General features: G+C 40.5%; 16 protein-coding genes. 11 read left to right on the top strand and 5 right to left on the bottom strand.

Annotated features, from left to right (window positions below):
- Positions 1-87 precede the first annotated feature (87 nt).
- Both EP1_RS09700 and EP1_RS09705 read left to right on the top strand, forming a co-directional pair.
- A complete protein-coding gene (locus EP1_RS09700) occupies positions 88-891 on the top strand; it encodes an MFS transporter (RefSeq protein WP_067626894.1) in 804 nt (267 codons plus the stop codon).
- Between the two features lie 111 nt (positions 892-1,002).
- Positions 1,003-2,148: an amidohydrolase gene (locus tag EP1_RS09705; protein ID WP_217994565.1), complete on the top strand. Its 1,146-nt coding sequence runs from the start codon at positions 1,003-1,005 to the stop codon at positions 2,146-2,148.
- A 94-nt stretch (positions 2,149-2,242) separates the two neighbouring features.
- Here the strand turns inward: EP1_RS09705 and EP1_RS09710 are convergent, their stop codons facing one another.
- Positions 2,243-3,076, bottom strand: coding sequence for a MerR family DNA-binding transcriptional regulator (locus EP1_RS09710; RefSeq protein WP_067626974.1), 834 nt, complete (start codon positions 3,074-3,076; stop codon positions 2,243-2,245).
- A 75-nt stretch (positions 3,077-3,151) separates the two neighbouring features.
- Here EP1_RS09710 and EP1_RS09715 point away from each other — a divergent pair, with 75 nt between their 5' ends.
- From EP1_RS09715 to ilvA, 7 genes are all read left to right on the top strand, one after another.
- Positions 3,152-4,894, top strand: coding sequence for an ABC transporter ATP-binding protein (locus EP1_RS09715; RefSeq protein WP_067626896.1), 1,743 nt, complete (start codon positions 3,152-3,154; stop codon positions 4,892-4,894).
- The gene (locus tag EP1_RS09720) at positions 4,875-6,680 is read left to right on the top strand and encodes an ABC transporter ATP-binding protein (RefSeq protein WP_067626897.1); all 1,806 of its coding nucleotides are present in this window, start codon (positions 4,875-4,877) and stop codon (positions 6,678-6,680) included. The genes EP1_RS09715 and EP1_RS09720 overlap by 20 nt, the downstream gene beginning before the upstream one ends.
- 429 nt (positions 6,681-7,109) lie before the next feature.
- On the top strand, positions 7,110-8,792 hold the full coding sequence (gene ilvD / locus EP1_RS09725) for a dihydroxy-acid dehydratase (RefSeq protein WP_067626898.1): 1,683 nt from the start codon (positions 7,110-7,112) through the stop codon (positions 8,790-8,792).
- Positions 8,793-8,811: 19 nt separating this feature from the next.
- A complete protein-coding gene (gene ilvB / locus EP1_RS09730) occupies positions 8,812-10,509 on the top strand; it encodes a biosynthetic-type acetolactate synthase large subunit (protein ID WP_067626976.1) in 1,698 nt (565 codons plus the stop codon).
- Positions 10,510-10,986 carry an acetolactate synthase small subunit gene (gene ilvN, locus EP1_RS09735; protein ID WP_067626899.1) on the top strand — a complete coding sequence of 159 codons (477 nt, stop codon included), beginning with the start codon at positions 10,510-10,512 and terminating at the stop codon, positions 10,984-10,986. It begins immediately after the preceding gene.
- A gap of 58 nt (positions 10,987-11,044) precedes the next feature.
- Positions 11,045-12,040 (top strand): ketol-acid reductoisomerase, encoded by a 996-nt coding sequence (gene ilvC, locus EP1_RS09740; protein ID WP_067626901.1) that lies wholly within the window; start codon positions 11,045-11,047, stop codon positions 12,038-12,040.
- 13 nt (positions 12,041-12,053) lie between these two features.
- Positions 12,054-13,310 carry a threonine ammonia-lyase IlvA gene (gene ilvA, locus EP1_RS09745; protein ID WP_067626903.1) on the top strand — a complete coding sequence of 419 codons (1,257 nt, stop codon included), beginning with the start codon at positions 12,054-12,056 and terminating at the stop codon, positions 13,308-13,310.
- Positions 13,311-13,369: 59 nt separating this feature from the next.
- Here ilvA and EP1_RS09750 read toward each other — a convergent pair whose 3' ends face one another.
- From EP1_RS09750 to EP1_RS09760, 3 genes are read right to left on the bottom strand one after another with little or no spacing between them, the layout of a single operon-like run.
- Complete coding sequence (locus EP1_RS09750) at positions 13,370-14,131, bottom strand: ABC transporter permease (protein ID WP_067626905.1); 762 nt, start codon at positions 14,129-14,131, stop codon at positions 13,370-13,372.
- Positions 14,128-14,766, bottom strand: a complete 639-nt coding sequence (locus tag EP1_RS09755; protein WP_067626907.1) for an ABC transporter ATP-binding protein — start codon at positions 14,764-14,766, stop codon at positions 14,128-14,130. Before EP1_RS09755 ends, EP1_RS09750 begins: the two co-directional genes overlap by 4 nt.
- Before the next feature lies 1 nt (position 14,767).
- Entirely contained in the window at positions 14,768-15,043 is a 276-nt protein-coding gene (locus EP1_RS09760) for a hypothetical protein (protein ID WP_067626910.1), read from the bottom strand.
- Between the two features lie 328 nt (positions 15,044-15,371).
- Between EP1_RS09760 and tuf the strand changes: the two genes are divergently transcribed.
- Both tuf and EP1_RS09770 read left to right on the top strand, forming a co-directional pair.
- Positions 15,372-16,559: an elongation factor Tu gene (gene tuf / locus EP1_RS09765; RefSeq protein WP_067626913.1), complete on the top strand. Its 1,188-nt coding sequence runs from the start codon at positions 15,372-15,374 to the stop codon at positions 16,557-16,559.
- Between the two features lie 100 nt (positions 16,560-16,659).
- Positions 16,660-17,703: a glycerol dehydrogenase gene (locus EP1_RS09770; RefSeq protein WP_067626915.1), complete on the top strand. Its 1,044-nt coding sequence runs from the start codon at positions 16,660-16,662 to the stop codon at positions 17,701-17,703.
- 21 nt (positions 17,704-17,724) lie between these two features.
- Here the strand turns inward: EP1_RS09770 and EP1_RS09775 are convergent, their stop codons facing one another.
- Positions 17,725-18,462, bottom strand: a complete 738-nt coding sequence (locus tag EP1_RS09775) for an amino acid ABC transporter ATP-binding protein (protein WP_067626979.1) — start codon at positions 18,460-18,462, stop codon at positions 17,725-17,727.
- Positions 18,463-18,473 lie beyond the last annotated feature (11 nt).

Here is an 18,473-nt window from a genome sequence, read left to right on the forward strand (position 1 = left end):
AGGTTTAAGGAAAAACGTGGGCTAGCTATGAGTATTGCGATGGCAGGGATCGGTCTAGGTGGAACGATCTTTTCTTAAGTCATAACTATGTTTTTGAATAATTATGGTTGGCGAACAACGTATCAGTTAATGGCGGGAATCGCGTTAATATGTGCATTACCAATCGTATTATTTGTTTTTAAAAGCTCCCCTGAAGAAAAGGGACTGGTTGCTTTTGGTACTGACATTGCGCCTGTGAATCAATCAGAAGGCGCGATTGAGGAAAGTAAAAATTCTTCAATCACAGTCAAAGAATCCTACAGTAAACTTTTTTTCTTATTAGCAATGATGGGGATGTTCTTAAATGGTCTAATCAACACCGGTGCACTATCCAACTTCCCGGCAGCTATCCAAGAGATGCATGATCCAGCAACTTCTGCTAATATCATTTCCATCTACTCATTTGTCGGAATCTTCGGGAAGTTGATTTTAGGATGGGTAAATGATCGATTTGGTATCGTTGCCAGCAGTATTTTCGGTTGTGGCTCATTTCTGCTGGCGTTTATTTTGATGCTGTTCGGGGATCGTTTGGCGATTATGTATTTGATGGCTTTTGCATTTGGTCTTGGAACGCCAATCGGAACTGTTTCTCCACCACTGATTACTGCCGGCGTTTTTGGACAAAAGAATTATCCTGAGGCATATGGTTTAGTTAGTAGTGTGGGAACAATCGGTACAGCATTAGGTTCTGTTTTTGTAGCGAGCATTTTAGATGCCTCGGGCTCGTATCAGACAGCTTGGTTATTTATGATCGTCTTTACGGGATTAACCTTGTTTGGTTGGGTGGGTTCTTATGTCACTTCCCGGAAATATTTTAATGGTAATATGGAACTTTCCGAGACGATTGATTAGAAAATTAGTTTGCAATATGGAATCAAAAAAAAGTTTTACCAAATAAAGGAGGAATTTAATTTGAATTTGAAGGAACAGCTTTTTGCGGAACTTCGTAAAAAAGAGGAGAGAATGATTGAGATTCGTCGCTATTTGCACGAACACCCTGAATTGTCTTTTCATGAGACAGAAACGGCAAAATACATTGTTGATTTTTATAAGAATAAAGACTTAGATGTGACGGTGGAAAGTCATATCAATGGAGAAAATGGAGTCATTGTAACGATTGATTCAGGAAAACCGGGAAAAACATTGGCCATTCGTGCTGATTTTGATGCTTTACCCATCGAGGAAGCAACTGATTTGCCGTTTGCTTCCAAAAATGAAGGTGTCATGCATTCTTGCGGTCACGATGCCCATACTGCTTATATGCTAGTTTTAGCGGAAACGTTAGCGGAGATGAAAGAGCAGCTTCATGGGAAAATCAAAGTTTTCCATCAGCCGGCTGAAGAAACACCTCCCGGAGGAGCTATCGGAATGATCAAGGCAGGCTGTCTAGAAGGGGTAGATAATGTTGCCGGAATTCATGTAATGAGCACCTTCCCTTTCGGCAAAGTATTTTATCGTGAAGGTGAAGTCCAAACAGCACGTTCTTTCTTCAAGCTGACGATCAAAGGCAAGGGCGGTCACGGTTCTTCTCCTCATGAAGCCAATGATGCAATTGTTGCGGGAAGTTATTTTGTGACCATGCTTCAAACGGTGATCAGCCGTCGAATCAATCCTTTTGATATGGGTGTGGTTACGATTGGTTCCTTTGATGCAAAAGGGCAGTTTAATATTATTAAGGATCAGGTAGTATTAGAAGGTGACATTCGTTCTATGAGTGCTAAGGCGCGGGAAGTCATTGACGGAGAAATAAAGAAAGTCTGCAAAGGTGTGGAAGCGGCCTTCAGTGTTACGTGTGAATTGGATTATACGACAGATTATCCGGTCTTGTACAATGATCCGGCATTCACTCGACAAGTAGCTGAAATTTTGAAAAATACAAAATTGGATCGTGTAGAATCGGTTGAGATAACCGCACCGATTCCACCCTCCGAAGATTTTTCTTATTTCGCAGAAAAGGTGCCAAGTACTTTCATTTATGTTGGAGCTGAAGTGGAAGACAAAGCCGTCTATCCACATCACCACCCTAAATTTGACATCAATGAAAAAACACTTTTGATCTGTGCCGAGGTTATGGGAAGTATCGTAGTCGATTATTTGAATCAAGCTTAGTTTATTGAGTTACTGGAGCCGCGGACAGCTATTTGTCTGCGGCTTTTTTGTATATCTGTATAAAATTGAGTAATTGGATCAATTTTGGAATTATTCAATTTTTATTTTTTACTGGAATCAGCACTTCAAATATCTGATCTTCAGGATTTTGAGAAGTTGTTTCATCCTGCCATAGTAATTCCCAAATATCCCCATTTAATTCTAGGTCATTTTCCTTCAGATATTTTCTAAAACGATTGTTGAAAGTATTGATATGATGGATCTCATCTTTGATAAATCCTGAGACATAGTAACCAGCTGGACGCTTGATCACACGTTGTTGGTTATAAATGGCTAATCTTTCTTCAGGTATTTTAACTAGAGAACGATAGGGGGCCGCATGGAAATTTGCTTCATAAAAAGCAGAACCGTCGACTAAAAAGCCGATAGGATAGCCGCTGAATAGATCAATACTTTCGACAGATGAATAGAAGCGTCCGTAAATTTGAACGGAATCAATGTCATCGTAATTTTCAATTATATCTGAAATTACAAAAGATTCAGCTTCACGATAGGAATACGTAATAGACTCTAAATTGAAATGCTTTAAAGTAGTATAGCGTTCAATATAACCATCCAAGGAACTACGAATGCCCTTCAATTTATTTATTTGCTCATCGACTTTTTGTCTTTGACGCATGAATCCTTCCAATACATAATCCACGTTACGGTTATGCAAGAATGTTTGAATTTCATCTAAGGGAACATCGAGATTTTTTAGTATCAGAATCACGTCTAATTCAAAATATTGATCGATTCCGTAATAACGGTAGCCGTTTTCACCGATTTTGGCCGGTTTAAATAAATCGATTTGGTCATAATAGATCAAGGTGCGGCGGCTGATACCGGCATATTTTGCCATCTCACTAATTGTCAAAAATTTTTTCATTAAAATCACCATTTCCCGCTTGACCGTAACGTTACGTTACACTTTATCCTAACATAGGAAAAGGAGGGGGAAAAGATGAAATTATTCAAAATGTTTTTCAAGGACTATCAAAGAATGTTCGTATTGATCTTCATCTTAATGATCGTACAGGCAGTTGGAACGTTAATGATTCCCTACTATGTTGCTAAAATTATTGATGAAGGTATTTTAACTCAGGATCAAGGAGCCATTTGGCGAAATGGTGCTTTTATGCTAGGAGTTGCAGTTCTAACAGGTGTCATTTCAATTATTGCCAGTTATTATTCGGCCATTTTAGCCGGTCGATTTGGCTATTTTTTGCGAAAACGCTTAGTTGATAAAACGCAAAAATTATCTATAGCTGATATGGATGATTTTGGAACGCCGACGTTACTTGCTCGGACGACTAGTGATATTACTAATATCCAACAAATTTTAATGATGGTCTTTCAAATGATTCTTCCTGCGCCTTTAATTTGTTTAGCTTCAATTATTTTAACCGGTGCGATTTCATGGCGTCTTATTTGGATTCCGCTAGTCACCATTCTGTTGTTTTCACTTGTAGCACTACTTGTGATCAAGAAGGCCATGCCATTAGCTGATGTAATGCAACAACGAATGGATAAAATGATGCAGCTTTTAAGAGAATTTTACAGTGGTGTTCGAGTTATTCGGGCATTCAATAAAACGAGCTTTGAAAAAAAACGGACGGATAACACCTTCAGCAGTTACGCCGATGTGATGATTCGAGTGAATAAATTATTTGCTGTATTGAATCCGACGGTGAATTTAGTCATGGGACTAGGCCTGACCGTAGTATTAGTCTTTGGTGGCGCGCTAGTGCTTCAAGGAAATGTAGCAATCGGTAGTTTAACGGCTATTAGCGAATACACGATCTTAAGTCTTTGGTTTTTAACGATGGCTGCGATGGTTATTGTAATGATCCCAAAAGCCATGGCATCATTGGAACGAATTGGTGAAGTCTTAGAGAAAGAAGAAGAAATTGAAGATGGTGCCAAATTGTCTTTTGAGTTGAATGAAAAGGAACCAATTGTAGTATTTGATCATATTGATTTTGCTTATAGTGGTGCAGAGGAGGCGGTTTTATCCGATCTTCATTTTGAAATACCTAGAGGAGTAACAGCGATTGTTGGTGGTACTGGATCAGGAAAAAGTACGATTGCCAAAGCTCTTTTACGTCTGCGGGATACGACAGAAGGAGAGATTCGTTTCTTAGGCGAGCCGATTCAAAATGTTACTCAAGAGGTGTTACGAGAACAAATCAGTTATGTTCCTCAGAAAGCTTTTTTATTTAGTGGAACAATCAGAGATAATTTTCTCTTCGGCAATCCTCAAGCAACAGAAGAGGAAATAGAACAAGCAGCAAAGGTGGCGCAAGCTGAAGCATTTATTTCGAATTTACCTGATCAGTATGATGCTTTTGTCGCACAAAAGGGCAATAACTTTTCTGGGGGGCAAAAACAGCGTTTAAGTATTGCGCGGGCCTTGATCAAACCTGCTAAGCTGTATTTTTTTGACGATAGTTTTTCAGCTTTAGATTATCAAACAGATGCGAAATTACGAAAAGCACTAAAACATTATTTGACGGATGCGGCAATCGTGATCGTTGCTCAACGGCTTTCAACGATTAAGGATGCAGATCAGATCATTGTGTTGGAAGAAGGTAAGATCGTGGGGAAGGGGACTCACGAACAGTTACTCAGAACTTGCCGTGTTTACCAAGAGTTCGCTAAGTCACAAGGAATGGAGGGGGAAAAGCATGAGCATCAAGCAAGTTGATGAAAAAGAAGTAATGACAGAAAAACCAAAGGAATTCAAAAAGACCGGTATACGTTTGTTTAAACTGCTGCTGGAGCAAAAAAGACGTTTCTTCATTATTATTGCTTCAGCCGTGTGTTTTGCTACTTTGATGACGATCGCTCCTTTGATTCTAGGCTGGGGATTAGATGCAATAATTACTTTGATTCGGACAAACCAAGTAACTTCAGCACATCTTTTTACGGCATTGCTGCGTCCAGTGATCTTTCTCCTCCTAGTTTGGGGCGGAGTCTCCCTATTTTCATTGTTGCAGGAGTATACGATGGCAAGTATCGCTGAAACGTTAACTTTGCGTCTAAGGAAAAGCTTGACCGAGAAGTTAAATCGTTTGCCAATGAAGTTCTTTGATGACTATCAAACAGGGGATATCTTAACAAGAACTACCTTGGATTTAGACAAAGTATCAGAAGTTTTGCAAGTCGGATTAATGCAGATGATTTCAGCTGTTTTATCGATTGTTATGGGATTAGGTTTGATGATTTATTTGAGTCCAATACTAACGTTAGGGATTGTGGGGATCCTATTACTCAGTCTCTTTTTAACCAATTACTTGGCTCATAAAAATCAGGAGTATTTTTCCGAAAATCAAGCAGCTTTAGGGGCTGTAGGAACCAAAGCTGAAGAAAACTATTCGGGCAATCTGGTGATCAAAGCTTACAATCGTCAAAAAGAGACTGCTGAAGAGCTAGACAAATTGAATGAAGCTCAATTTCAAGCTTTTAAAAAAGCCCAATTTGTCAGCTTTACAATCAATCCCCTAATCCGCTTAATTAACCAGTTGGGCTTTGTGACCAGTGCGGTTGTCGGCGGGATCATGGTTATCAATGGGCAATTGTCAATCGGGTTGGTTCAGGCCTATTTACAATATGTCAACCAAGTCTCTGAACCGATTACGCAGGTTTCTTATGTAATCAATAGTTTACAAAGTGCGTTTGCTGCATTAGAACGGATCTTTGAAATTTTAGATCAAGCAGAAGAAGTAGAAGATCACTTGAATGTCTCAGTTCCTGAGAAACTTCGAGGGGAAGTTTCTTTTAAGCATGTTGCTTTTGGGTATACACCTGAGAATTTATTGATGGAAGATGTTAATTTTAAAGTAAAACCCAAACAGACGGTCGCGATTGTTGGTCCGACTGGCGCGGGTAAAACAACAATGATCAATTTATTGATACGCTTTTACGAATTAAACGGTCGCCAAATTGAAGTGGACGGTAAGAATATCAGTCATTTCTCGCGGTCTGCAATTCGTCAAAAGTTCGGTATGGTATTGCAAGATACGTGGTTGTTCGAAGGAAGTGTAGCCGCTAATATCGCTTATGGTAGACCGGATGCGACAAGAAAGGAAATTATTCAAGCTGCAAAAGATGCCCAATGTCATCATTTTATTCGCACCTTGCCAAATGGTTATGACACGATCATTTCTTCAGATGACAGTCAAATTTCACAAGGCCAGCAACAATTGCTGACAATTGCCCGGGTGATCTTAGCAAATCCGCAATTGTTGATTCTAGACGAAGCTACTTCCAGTGTGGATACTCGAACTGAAGAAGTGATTCAAAAAGCAATGGATCGTCTCACTACCCAACGCACAAGCTTCGTCATCGCCCATCGTCTTTCAACAATTAAAAACGCTGATCTAATTTTAGTGATGAAAGATGGTGCAATTATTGAACAAGGAAGTCATCGTAGTTTAATGGAAAAAGGCGATTTTTACGCAAAGCTTTATAACAGTCAATTTGCTAGTTAAGTTCGACAAACTTGTCGAGCTTTTTTTTATAATGAAATCATATTGGCCGGAAAGGTTCGAGTGATTTTTAAAAATAAAGTTAATTGACAGCGGGCAACAATATTTATTTAAAATCTTAAATAGCAGAAAATAAATAGAAAAATATAATTAGAGAATATTCTAAAAATTCATTGACTTTTAATCTTGTGAACTGTATAGTATAAAAAAATGATTAAGATAGCATTAGAAAAAGGAGCCGATTTTTATGCGCAAGAGTAAATACAATAATTTTAATGGCATCGTCTTATTAATTATTGAGTCCAGGACTTAGAACGCGGAAGAAGTTACAACCGTTAGTTTGAGTCCTATTTGCGTTAGAAATGGGATTCTTGCAAGAGCATCCCATTCATGAATGGGATGCTCTTTTTTCGAAGGTAGGGAGATGGACATATGAGAAGTGATCAGATAAAAAAAGGAATCGATGCAGCACCGGCTAGAAGTTTGTTATATGCGACGGGTCAAGTAAAAAATATCCAAGATATGGACAAACCTTTTATTGCGATTTGTAATTCGTATATTGATATTGTACCGGGACATGTCCATTTACGTGAATTAGCAGATGTGGCGAAGGAAGCTATCCGAGAAGCAGGTGGAATTCCTTTTGAGTTCAACACCATCGGGGTCGATGATGGAATCGCAATGGGGCACATTGGGATGCGCTATTCTTTGCCCAGTCGGGAATTGATCGCCGATGCAGCAGAAACGGTCATCAATGCTCATTGGTTCGATGGGGTATTTTATATTCCTAACTGTGACAAGATTACACCAGGAATGATTATGGCCGCTGTTCGGACAAATGTTCCTTCAATCTTTTGTTCAGGCGGTCCGATGAAAGCCGGGATCGATCCACGGGGACATCAAACGACATTGTCCTCGATGTTTGAAGCAGTGGGGGCTTTTAAAGAAGGGAAAATGACTAACGAAGACTTTTTATTTATGGAACAAAATGCCTGTCCAACTTGTGGATCCTGTGCCGGTATGTTCACAGCGAATTCGATGAACTGTCTGCTAGAAATTTTAGGTTTGGCTCTACCGGGAAATGGTACAGTTTTAGCTGTTTCAGAGGAACGGCGGGAATTGGTAAGAGCATCGGCAAAACATTTGATGGAATTAGTGAAAAAACAAATCAAACCGCGAGATATCGTGACCAAAGAAGCGATTGATGATGCTTTTGCTTTAGACATGGCGATGGGGGGATCAACCAATACGGTCTTGCATACACTTGCGATTGCCAATGAAGCTGAGATTGACTACGATCAATCGGAAATTAATGAGATCGCCAAACGAGTTCCGTATCTTTCTAAAATTGCTCCGTCTTCGAGCTATTCAATGCATGATGTACACGAAGCTGGGGGAGTACCCGCAATCATTAATGAGCTAGTCTCGATTGATGGCGCGATCCATTCAGATCGAATCACGGTGACAGGAAAGACACTACGAGAAAATGTTGCGACAGCTACAATTATGAACGAAGAAGTAATCCATCCGAAAACGGCACCTTACAGTCCAGTTGGAGGCTTGTCGATCCTCTATGGAAATATTGCACCTGAAGGTAGTGTCATCAAAGTCGGTGGAGTTGATCCTAGTATTAAAGTCTTTAAAGGAAATGCCATCTGTTTTGCTTCACACGATGAAGCAGTCGAAGCGATTGATAATCATACCGTAACTAAAGGTCATGTAGTGGTAATTCGTTATGAAGGACCTAAAGGCGGACCGGGAATGCCAGAAATGCTGGCACCAACTTCGAGTATCGTAGGACGAGGATTAGGTAAAGATGTAGCTTTGATAACCGATGGCCGGTTTTCAGGAGCCACTCGAGGAATCGCAGTTGGTCATATCTCACCGGAAGCGGCGGCTGGCGGACCGATTGCCTTAGTTGAGGATGGTGACGAGATTACGATTGATTTGACGAATCGTACATTAAACGTCAATGTGTCGGCAGATGAATTAATGAAGCGACGAGAAAACCTAATGAAATTTCAGCCGAAAGTAAAAAAAGGCTGGTTAGCTCGTTACTCAGCAATGGTGACCTCAGCACACACCGGTGGGGTCATGAAATTACCAGAAGAGTAGGTGAACGGGGGTGGAAGAAATGAAGCAAAAAGTGGAAGCAGAAAAGTTGCAAAATGGAGCAGAACTATTAATCAAATGTTTAGAGAAACAAGGCGTCGAAATGATTTTCGGCTATCCCGGCGGTTCCGTTTTACCATTATATGATGCACTTTATGATGGTGCGATCCCTAATATACTTACAAGACATGAGCAAGGCGCGGTCCACGCAGCGGAAGGTTATGCCAAAGCAACTGGTAAACCAGGAGTAGTTTTGGTTACAAGTGGACCAGGCGCAACAAATGTCGTAACTGGAATTGCTGATGCAATGATTGATTCCGTTCCGTTAGTTGTTATTACAGGTCAAGTAACCACACCAGGGATTGGTAAAGATGCCTTTCAAGAGGCGGATATGTTGGGAATCACGGTTCCTATTACTAAAAATAATTATCAGGTTCGTGATATCAAAGAGCTTCCTCGGATTATTAATGAAGCTTTTCATATAGCAACTACCGGACGAATGGGTCCAGTTTTAATTGATTTGCCAAAAGATATGACGGTTTTAACCGCTAATCCGAAAATCGATGATCCGGTGCATTTAGAAAGTTATCAGCCAACCGTTACCCCGTCCATTCTACAAGTTGAACGTCTGATGAACTTACTGCAAGAAGCGGAAAAACCACTAATTTTGGCAGGTGGTGGGATTGTCGCAGCGGGAGGAGAAAAAGAACTACGGAAATTTGTCGAAAAATATCAAATTCCAACTGTTTGTACGTTATTAGGTTTGGGGCTGTTGCCACATGACGACCCTAATTTTCTTGGTATGGGTGGAATGCACGGGACGTATGCAGCGAATATTGCAATGATGGAAACGGATTGTTTGATTAATATCGGCAGCCGGTTTGATGATCGCTTGGCGTGTTCACCAGCAGACTTTGCCCCCGATGCAAAAGTTGTTCATATCGATGTCGATCCAGTCGAAATTGGTAAGATAATCCCAGTGGATATTCCGATTGTTGGCGATGCCAAAGTTGCTTTGAATCAAATGCTTTCGATTGAAATTGAACCGCCTGAATGTGAAGAATGGCGCCTGCTTTGCAAAAAACGTCAGACGGCGCATCCTTTCCAATATCAAAAAACAGCGAATGTGATCAAGCCTCAGGCGGTCATTGAGCTAATTGGACAAATCACAGAAGGAAAAGCACGTGTTGTAACCGATGTTGGCCAGCACCAAATGTGGACAGCCCAGTTTTATCCATTTACTTTTCCTAAACAGCTGATTACGAGCGGTGGTCTCGGCACAATGGGCTTTGGAATTCCGGCGGGCGTGGGAGTTAAATTGGCGAAACCCAAAGAGCCGGTTGTTGTTTTCGTTGGCGATGGAGGCTTTCAAATGACCAATCAAGAGTTAGCCATCTTGAATCAATACAACTTGGATATCAAGTTTATCTTACTAAATAATCAATCATTGGGCATGGTACGCCAATGGCAGGAAACCTTCTTTAATGAACGTCGTTCGCAGTCTGTTTTTGAAGAGCAGCCGAATTTTATGAAAATGGCCGAAGCCTACGGGATTGCAGGTAAGAAAATTACCGATCCAGAAAGCCTTGAAGCGCAATTGCAAGAAGCTTTTGCTGAGCCCGGACCAATTTTAATCGAAGTGATGATCTGCAATCGTGAACATGTACTGCCGATGATTCCGGCTGGAATGCCGAATGACCAAATGTTGGGAGTTGATTAGATGAGGCGAATGATTACAGCGATGGTTCGCGATCAAGCGGGGGTGCTGAGCCGTATTACGAGTGTCTTGAATCGGCGCCAAGTAAACATGGACAGTGTTTCAGTTGGTCGCACAGAAAAAGCCGGTGAGTCACGTATGACAATTATTATTCAAGCAGACTCCTTGGCTGAAGTGGAGCAGGTAACTAAGCAGTTAAATAAACAAATCGATGTCGTAAAAGTTTCTGATGTGACAGATGAGCCACATTTGGAAAGAGAGTTGGCGTTAATCAAAGTCAACGCACCAGCAACGACCCGTTCGGAAATTCAAGCAATGATTGAACCTTTCCGGGCTGATGTGGTGGATGTTGGATTGAAAACAATTGTTGTGCAAGTTGCTGGCTCCACCGAAAAAGTCAATGCCTGTATAGATGTCTTACGACCGTATGGGATCAAGCAATTAGCTCGAACCGGGGTGACCGGATTTAGTAGAGGTTAAACGCGAAATTAGTAATTAATTTTGCTATTAATATAGTTTATAAATTGGAGGAGAAATTATGGTTAAAGTTTATTATGATGATGCAGTAGCGAAGGATGCTTTAGAAGGAAAAACAATTGCTGTCGTGGGCTATGGTTCACAAGGACACGCCCATGCACAAAATCTACGTGACACGGGTCATCAAGTCGTGATCGGCGTTCGTGAAGGAAAATCCGCTGAAGCTGCCCGTGAAGATGGCTTTGAAGTATTGCCAGTAGCTGAGGCAACCAAAAAAGCGCAAGTAGTCATGATTTTGGCTCCAGATGAAATCCAAGGGGATCTATATGCAAATGAAATTGTTGAAAATTTAACTGATGGCGATGCGTTAGTCTTTGCTCATGGCTTCAATATTCATTTTGATGTGATCAACCCACCCAAAAATGTGGATGTCTTTTTAGTAGCTCCTAAAGGTCCCGGTCATTTAGTTCGTCGGACCTTTACAGAAGGGTTTGCAGTCCCCGCTTTATTTGCGGTTTATCAAGATGCAACAGGAACTGCTCAAGAGTTGGCATTGTCTTATGCGAAAGGGATCGGTGCTACACGAGTAGGTGTCTTGGAGACCACCTTTAAAGAAGAAACGGAAACGGATTTATTCGGTGAACAAGCTGTCCTTTGCGGTGGCTTGACTAGTATGATTGAAGCAGGTTTTGAAACATTAGTAGAAGCCGGTTACCAACCTGAATTAGCTTACTTTGAAGTTTGTCATGAAATGAAATTGATTGTTGATTTGATTTATGAAGGTGGTTTTGCCAAAATGCGTCATTCAATCTCTAATACGGCTGAATACGGAGATTATGTTTCTGGCCCGCGTGTGATTACTGATCAAGCAAAAGCTGGGATGAAAGATGTTTTAACGGATATCCAAAACGGAAAATTTGCTAAAGGGTTCATTGAAGACAATAAGAATGGTTTCCCTGAGTTCAAGAAGATGCGTGCTGAAAGTGCCGGTCATCAAATTGAAGAAGTCGGTGGCGAATTACGCAAAATGATGCCATTTGTAAATCGCAAAGACTAGTGGAGGTGCAGCGATGGAATTGATCAAAGATACTGAGGTTCGCAGTGCCTATCAGCTATTGAAAAATGCTGTCAATCATACGCCATTGCAATATGATCGTTATTTGTCTGAAAAATATCAGGCAACTGTCTTATTAAAACGCGAGGACTTACAAAAAGTTCGTTCATTTAAATTGCGGGGAGCTTATTATGCGATTAAGAAATTGCCAGAGACAGAATTGAGAAAAGGTGTAGTTTGTGCGAGTGCCGGAAATCATGCACAGGGAGTTGCCTATACTTGTCATGAATTGAAAGCAAAGGCAGCGATCTTTATGCCAACTACTACACCACAACAAAAAGTTTCTCAAGTAAAATTTTTCGGTGGTGAGTTTGCGGATATTCATTTAGTCGGTGATACCTTTGACGCTTCTGCTGCGGCCGCGAGAAAATACTGTGAAGAAAACGGTATGACCTTTATTGATCCTTTTAACGACAAAAATATCATTGCAGGCCAAGGAACATTAGCTTTAGAAATGATGACCGATGCAGAAAGTGAAGGCTATAAACCAGATTTTGTAGTCACTGCAATTGGCGGTGGCGGGTTAATCAGTGGAGTTTCTTCCTATGTAAAAAATACTTCACCAACTACTAAAATAATTGGTGTCGAACCTAAGGGTGCGGCTTCGATGCAAGCAGCGTTTGAGGCAGGACAGCCAACCAAATTGTTTGAGATCGATAAGTTTGTTGACGGTGCGGCAGTTCAATGTGTGGGAGAGATCACCTACTCGCATAGCAAAGAGTATGTAGATGAATTGATGTCTGTCGATGAAGGTTTGATCTGTTCCACGATTCTAGATTTATATGGCAAACAAGCGATCGTGGTTGAACCAGCTGGAGCACTGAGCGTGGCCGCGTTAGATTTAATGAAGGACCAAATTAAAGGGAAAACGGTAATTTGCGTCATCAGCGGCGGTAACAATGATATTAATCGAATGGCTGAGATTGAGGAACGTTCTTTGATCTATGAAGGTCTAAAACATTATTTTGTAGTAAATTTCCCGCAACGTCCAGGGGCACTGAAAGAGTTTGTTTCGGAAGTTTTGGGGGAAGGCGACGACATTACGCGTTTCGAGTACACTAAAAAAGGAAATCGCGGGACTGGACCAGTCGTCATTGGCATCTTGCTAAAGCAGCCAGAAACGTTACCAGCATTACTGCAAAGATTAAATGAATTTGATTCGACCTACATTGAGCTAAGTCAAAACAAAACATTATATAATCTGTTAGTTTAAAAATAGCCCCAAAGTTCAGCTAAATGGAACTTTGGGGCTATTTTGGCTTCTTATAAGAATTAGAGCGTTAATTGATGATCTGAATTGAAATAATTTTTATAGGCAGTATAGCCGCCGATGATTGAACCGAGACTTGTCGCTGATAGTAACATAAAAGTGACCATGATTTGATACTTAATTGCGTAGACTGGATCTAATCCAGCGAAGATCAAGCCGGACATCATCCCTGGTAAGCTGACTAAACCAACCGTTTTAGCAGAATCTATGGTTGGTTGCATCGCGGTCTTGATACTTTGCTGTAAGATCGGTTTGGAAGCCAGCTTAATCGAAGCGCCTAAAGCTAGCTTCTCAAGTGTTTGCTGGCGCAGATCATGAAATTGTGTATTGAGCGCTCGATAACATAAGCCTAAAGCAACCATAGAATTACTAGCAATCATTCCTGTAATCGGAACAATTTGTGAGGGAATAAATTTAATTGCTCCAGACAAAATCAAGACACCCAATGTTACATAAGTGCTGATAAAGATCGCCGCTAATGAATGAAGATAGCTCTTTTGCTGGGCAGGGTTTCTTTTATGGGCATTCCAAGCAGCGTTAAAGACAATAAAGAGACTCATCGCTAGTGTCAATAAAGTATTATTGACTTGAAAAATGTATTTCAGTAAGTAACCGACAATCACTAATTGAATGATTGCTCGGATCACGCTGTACCAAATATCTTTAGAGAGCTGTAATTTTTCCTTGTAGCTGATTGCGACCGCAATTAGAACTAATGCAAATGCGGCGACAAGAGATAGATTGTTTACGGCTAATTGATTCATTGAATGAGTCTTCCCCCTTGGATAAGTAGTAAATTTTCTGCAGACTTAAGTTCTGATTCATCATGGGTTACTTGTAAAATGGTACAACCCCTTTGTTGAATTTGTTTCAGTAAACGTTGAATAATAGCTTTTGTTCGTTCATCAAGTCCTGCGGTTACTTCATCTAATAGTAAAACTTGTGGTAGAAACAGAATATTCCGAACTAAAGCAACTCGTTGGCGTTCACCACCGGATAACTCAGTAATCTTTTTAGTCAGATAATCAGCGGGTAGATCAACTAATTGAAGTTGCTGGATCATGTATGCTTGATCTGGAACTTGCTCGCGAATCAAGTAAGGAAAAATTAAATTGTCTTTTACGGTTTCGCCAAAAAGCGTGGGCTGTTGAAAACAATAAGAAACTTGTTGGCGATAAGTCGTATAATCGTAGGAATTTTGATCTTTACCGTCAAAAAAAATCGTACCACTGGTTGGTGTTAATAATGAAGCAATTAAGCGCAGCAAGGTGCTTTTTCCACTACCAGATGGCCCTGAAATTGTTAAAAAATCCCCTGACTCTACACTTAGCGTAATTTTATCTAAAATCAAGCGTTGCTCGGCTTGATAACTGACCGCCTTTAATTCTAATACCGTCATATCAACGATCCTCCTTTTTAAAGTCGTAAGGGACGACGATCAAAAGTTGCGGCAAGGTTTGGATGATTAACTGTTTGATTTTTAGTTCAGGGTAAGAAACAAAGTCACCAGCTTCACCAAAGCGTTCTAAAAAGTATGCTTGAATCTGTTTTTCCTCCCACTGTCTGGCTGGGAAATGCCAGTAGTGATCATTTTCTTTTACAAAGACAAAGCCGATATTTAATGCTTTATTTATTTCGATGGGTAAATTTTTTAATTCTTTCTGCAAATCTTTCATAAATACCTCCATAATTTTCTAGTTGAAAAATTCATCATAGTCCGAATGATCATTCGGAGTCATTTGTTTACGGTAAATTATTTAGTTCACATTATACGCTAATTTTAAGTCTAATTAAATTTCGAACGTTCTTTTATCGTGAAAAAATAGTCTTTTTTCATCTTTCATGAAAATAGGACAAATTATTTGGAGTTTGACCAATTCTGATGTATTATGACCTCAGACGGTTACTTACAAAAAGTAAAAGTGTAAATCTTTTTCATTTTGTTAAAAATGTTTTACACTATATCCGTAAGAATTTTTATACTTTTTAGGAGGTTTGTTTATTATGGCAAAAGAACATTATGATAGAAGTAAACCACACGTTAATATTGGTACCATTGGTCACGTCGATCACGGTAAAACAACATTAACGGCAGCAATCACTACGGTATTAGGTAAAAAAGGTCTAGCAAACCCTCAAGACTATGCTAGTATCGATGCTGCACCAGAAGAACGTGAACGCGGAATTACAATCAATACTGCCCACGTTGAATATGAAACTGAAAAACGTCATTATGCTCATATTGATGCACCAGGACACGCGGACTATGTAAAGAACATGATTACTGGTGCTGCACAAATGGATGGTGCAATTTTAGTAGTATCTGCTACTGATGGCCCAATGCCACAAACACGTGAACATATCTTGTTATCACGTCAAGTAGGGGTTAAACACTTAATCGTCTTCTTGAACAAAGTTGATTTAGTTGATGATGAAGAATTGATCGATTTAGTTGAAATGGAAGTTCGGGAATTGCTTTCTGAATATGGTTTCCCAGGCGATGATATTCCAGTACTTAAAGGTTCTGCTTTGAAAGCTTTAGAAGGCGATCCTGAACAAGAACAAGTAATCCTTGACTTGATGGATACGGTTGATGAATACATCCCAACGCCTGAACGTGATACTGACAAACCATTCTTGTTACCAGTCGAAGATGTCTTCTCAATCACAGGACGTGGTACGGTTGCATCTGGTCGTATCGATCGTGGGGAAGTTAAAGTCGGTGATGAAGTTGAAATCATCGGGATCAAACCTGAAGTGCAAAAAGCTGTCGTAACTGGACTAGAAATGTTCCGTAAGACATTGGATTACGGTGAAGCTGGCGATAACGTTGGGGTTCTATTACGTGGGATTACTCGTGATGAAATCGAACGTGGACAAGTATTAGCTAAACCAGGTTCAATCACTCCACATACGAAATTCAGTGCAGAAGTTTATGTATTGACGAAAGAAGAAGGTGGCCGTCATACGCCATTCTTCAATAACTATCGTCCTCAATTCTACTTCCGTACAACTGACGTTACTGGGAATATTATGTTGCCAGAAGGCACCGAAATGGTAATGCCTGGTGATAATGTAACTATCGAAGTTGAGTTGATTCACCCAATCGCGGTTGAACAAGGGACAACGTTCTCTATTCGTGAAGGTGGACGGACTGTTGGTTCAGGTATCGTCACTGAAATTGAAAAATAATTGTCTGTTAAAAGGTCCGCAGCGTTAATTGCTGCGGACCTTTTTTGTCTTCTTGCAACTACTTCTTTGACTTGGTATGATGGATAAAAAAGGTGAGCTGATGGAAAAAGTTTTTGCAAGTCCGATGACCTATCGTCAAGGAGAAAATGTGTTGTGGAATCATTTGACTGATATTTTAGCTTTTGGTCAAAAAGGAGTCGTAGTAACCGATCGTTTTGTTTATCAAATGATTGGCGAACGATTAGTGAATGAATTAACAAAACTAGGCGGAGAAATTACTGTTTGGCTGATAGAAGAAGAGCGGAAGGAAAGAGACTTTGATTATGTAGTGGCACTTGGTGGTGGTCGCGGGATTGATTTAGGAAAAGCTTGGGCTTTTGAAACAAAAAGTCGTTGTATTGTTGTGCCAACCGCGGCGTCAACAGATGCGCCAACATCGCGAATATCTGTGGAGTATCAGAATGGTCATTTTGAAAAATATAGTTATTATTCGCAAAATCCTGATCTGGTCTTAGTTGATACCGGAATTTTAATTCAGAGTCCAGTCCAATTTTTGATTGCCGGAATTGCCGATGGCTTATCAACTTTTGTGGAGGCGCGAACCGTCCAAACAAATGCCGGGGTGAATACGTTAGGTGCTAGACCGACTTTGGCGGCGCAAGCGATTGCTGAAAAATGTCGTGATGTCTTAATTGAATTTGCAGAGATGGCAGTTGAGGCAAATCAACAACAGAAAATTACGTCGGCTTTTGAAGCAGTTGTTGAAGCTAATATTTTGTTGAGTGGGATTGGTTTTGAGTCAGGTGGTTTGAGTATTGCCCACGCGTTGCACAATGGGATGGTTAGCTTGTGGGGCAATAAGCTTAAAGCTAGTCACGGTCAGATTATCGCTTTGACGACCTTGCAACAGTTGCAGATAGAAGGGCGCGAAGCGGAATTTTTGCGGTATCGTGAATTGTTTGAAAAGCTAGGGTTGCCTTGTATCTACGAATCGTTAAATCTTTTTCCGACAATGGAAGAATTAGAAAAAGTAACTGAACTGGCATTTTCAGCGGCTGATGGGATTATTCGTAGTCAATCGCCAGCTACGCCAGTAGAGGTTTATCAAAGCTTATTAAGTTTCAGAAAAACCCGTGAAATCTAAAGAGATTTCACGGGTTTTGTGTTAGACATTTAGAACTTTATTTAAGAAATCTTGTGTTCGTGGGTTGTGGGGATTATTGAAGACTTGTTCTGGTGTACCATCTTCTAGAATTTTTCCACCATCGGTGAAGATCACACGATCGGCAACTTCTTTAGCGAAGCCCATTTCGTGAGTAACGATCACCATCGTCATGCCTTGCAACGCCAAGTCTTTCATAACTTTCAGTACATCGCCGACCATTTCGGGATCGAGCGCTGAAGTGGGTTCATCGAACAGCATGACATCCGGGTTCATTGCCAACGCTCGAGCGATAGCAACCCGCTGTTTTTGTCCACCTGACAGGCTGTCTGGATAGTCATTTTTCTTTTCAGCAAGTCCAACTTGATTCAATAATTCAACAGCTCGTTTTTCAGCAGATTCTTTTGATTCACCTTTCAGATCAAGGGGTGCTAAAGTAATATTTTCCATCACAGTCAGGTGCGGGAACAAATTAAAGTGTTGGAATACCATGCCGATATGTTGACGAATCAAGTTAATATCGGTGTGCTTATCCGTCAAATCTTGGCCATCAATAATAATCTCTCCCGAGGTCGGTTCTTCAAGTCGATTCATACAACGGAGGAAAGTACTTTTCCCTGAACCGGATGGCCCGATGATGCAGACAACTTCGCCTTCACTGATACTAATATTTAAATCGTTTAAGACAGTATTGTCATCGAATTTTTTTACTAAGTGATTTACGACGATTTTTTTATCAATTTTGTTTTCCA

This window comes from Enterococcus pseudoavium NBRC 100491 (genome assembly GCF_001544295.1).
GTDB lineage: Bacteria > Bacillota > Bacilli > Lactobacillales > Enterococcaceae > Enterococcus_A > Enterococcus_A pseudoavium.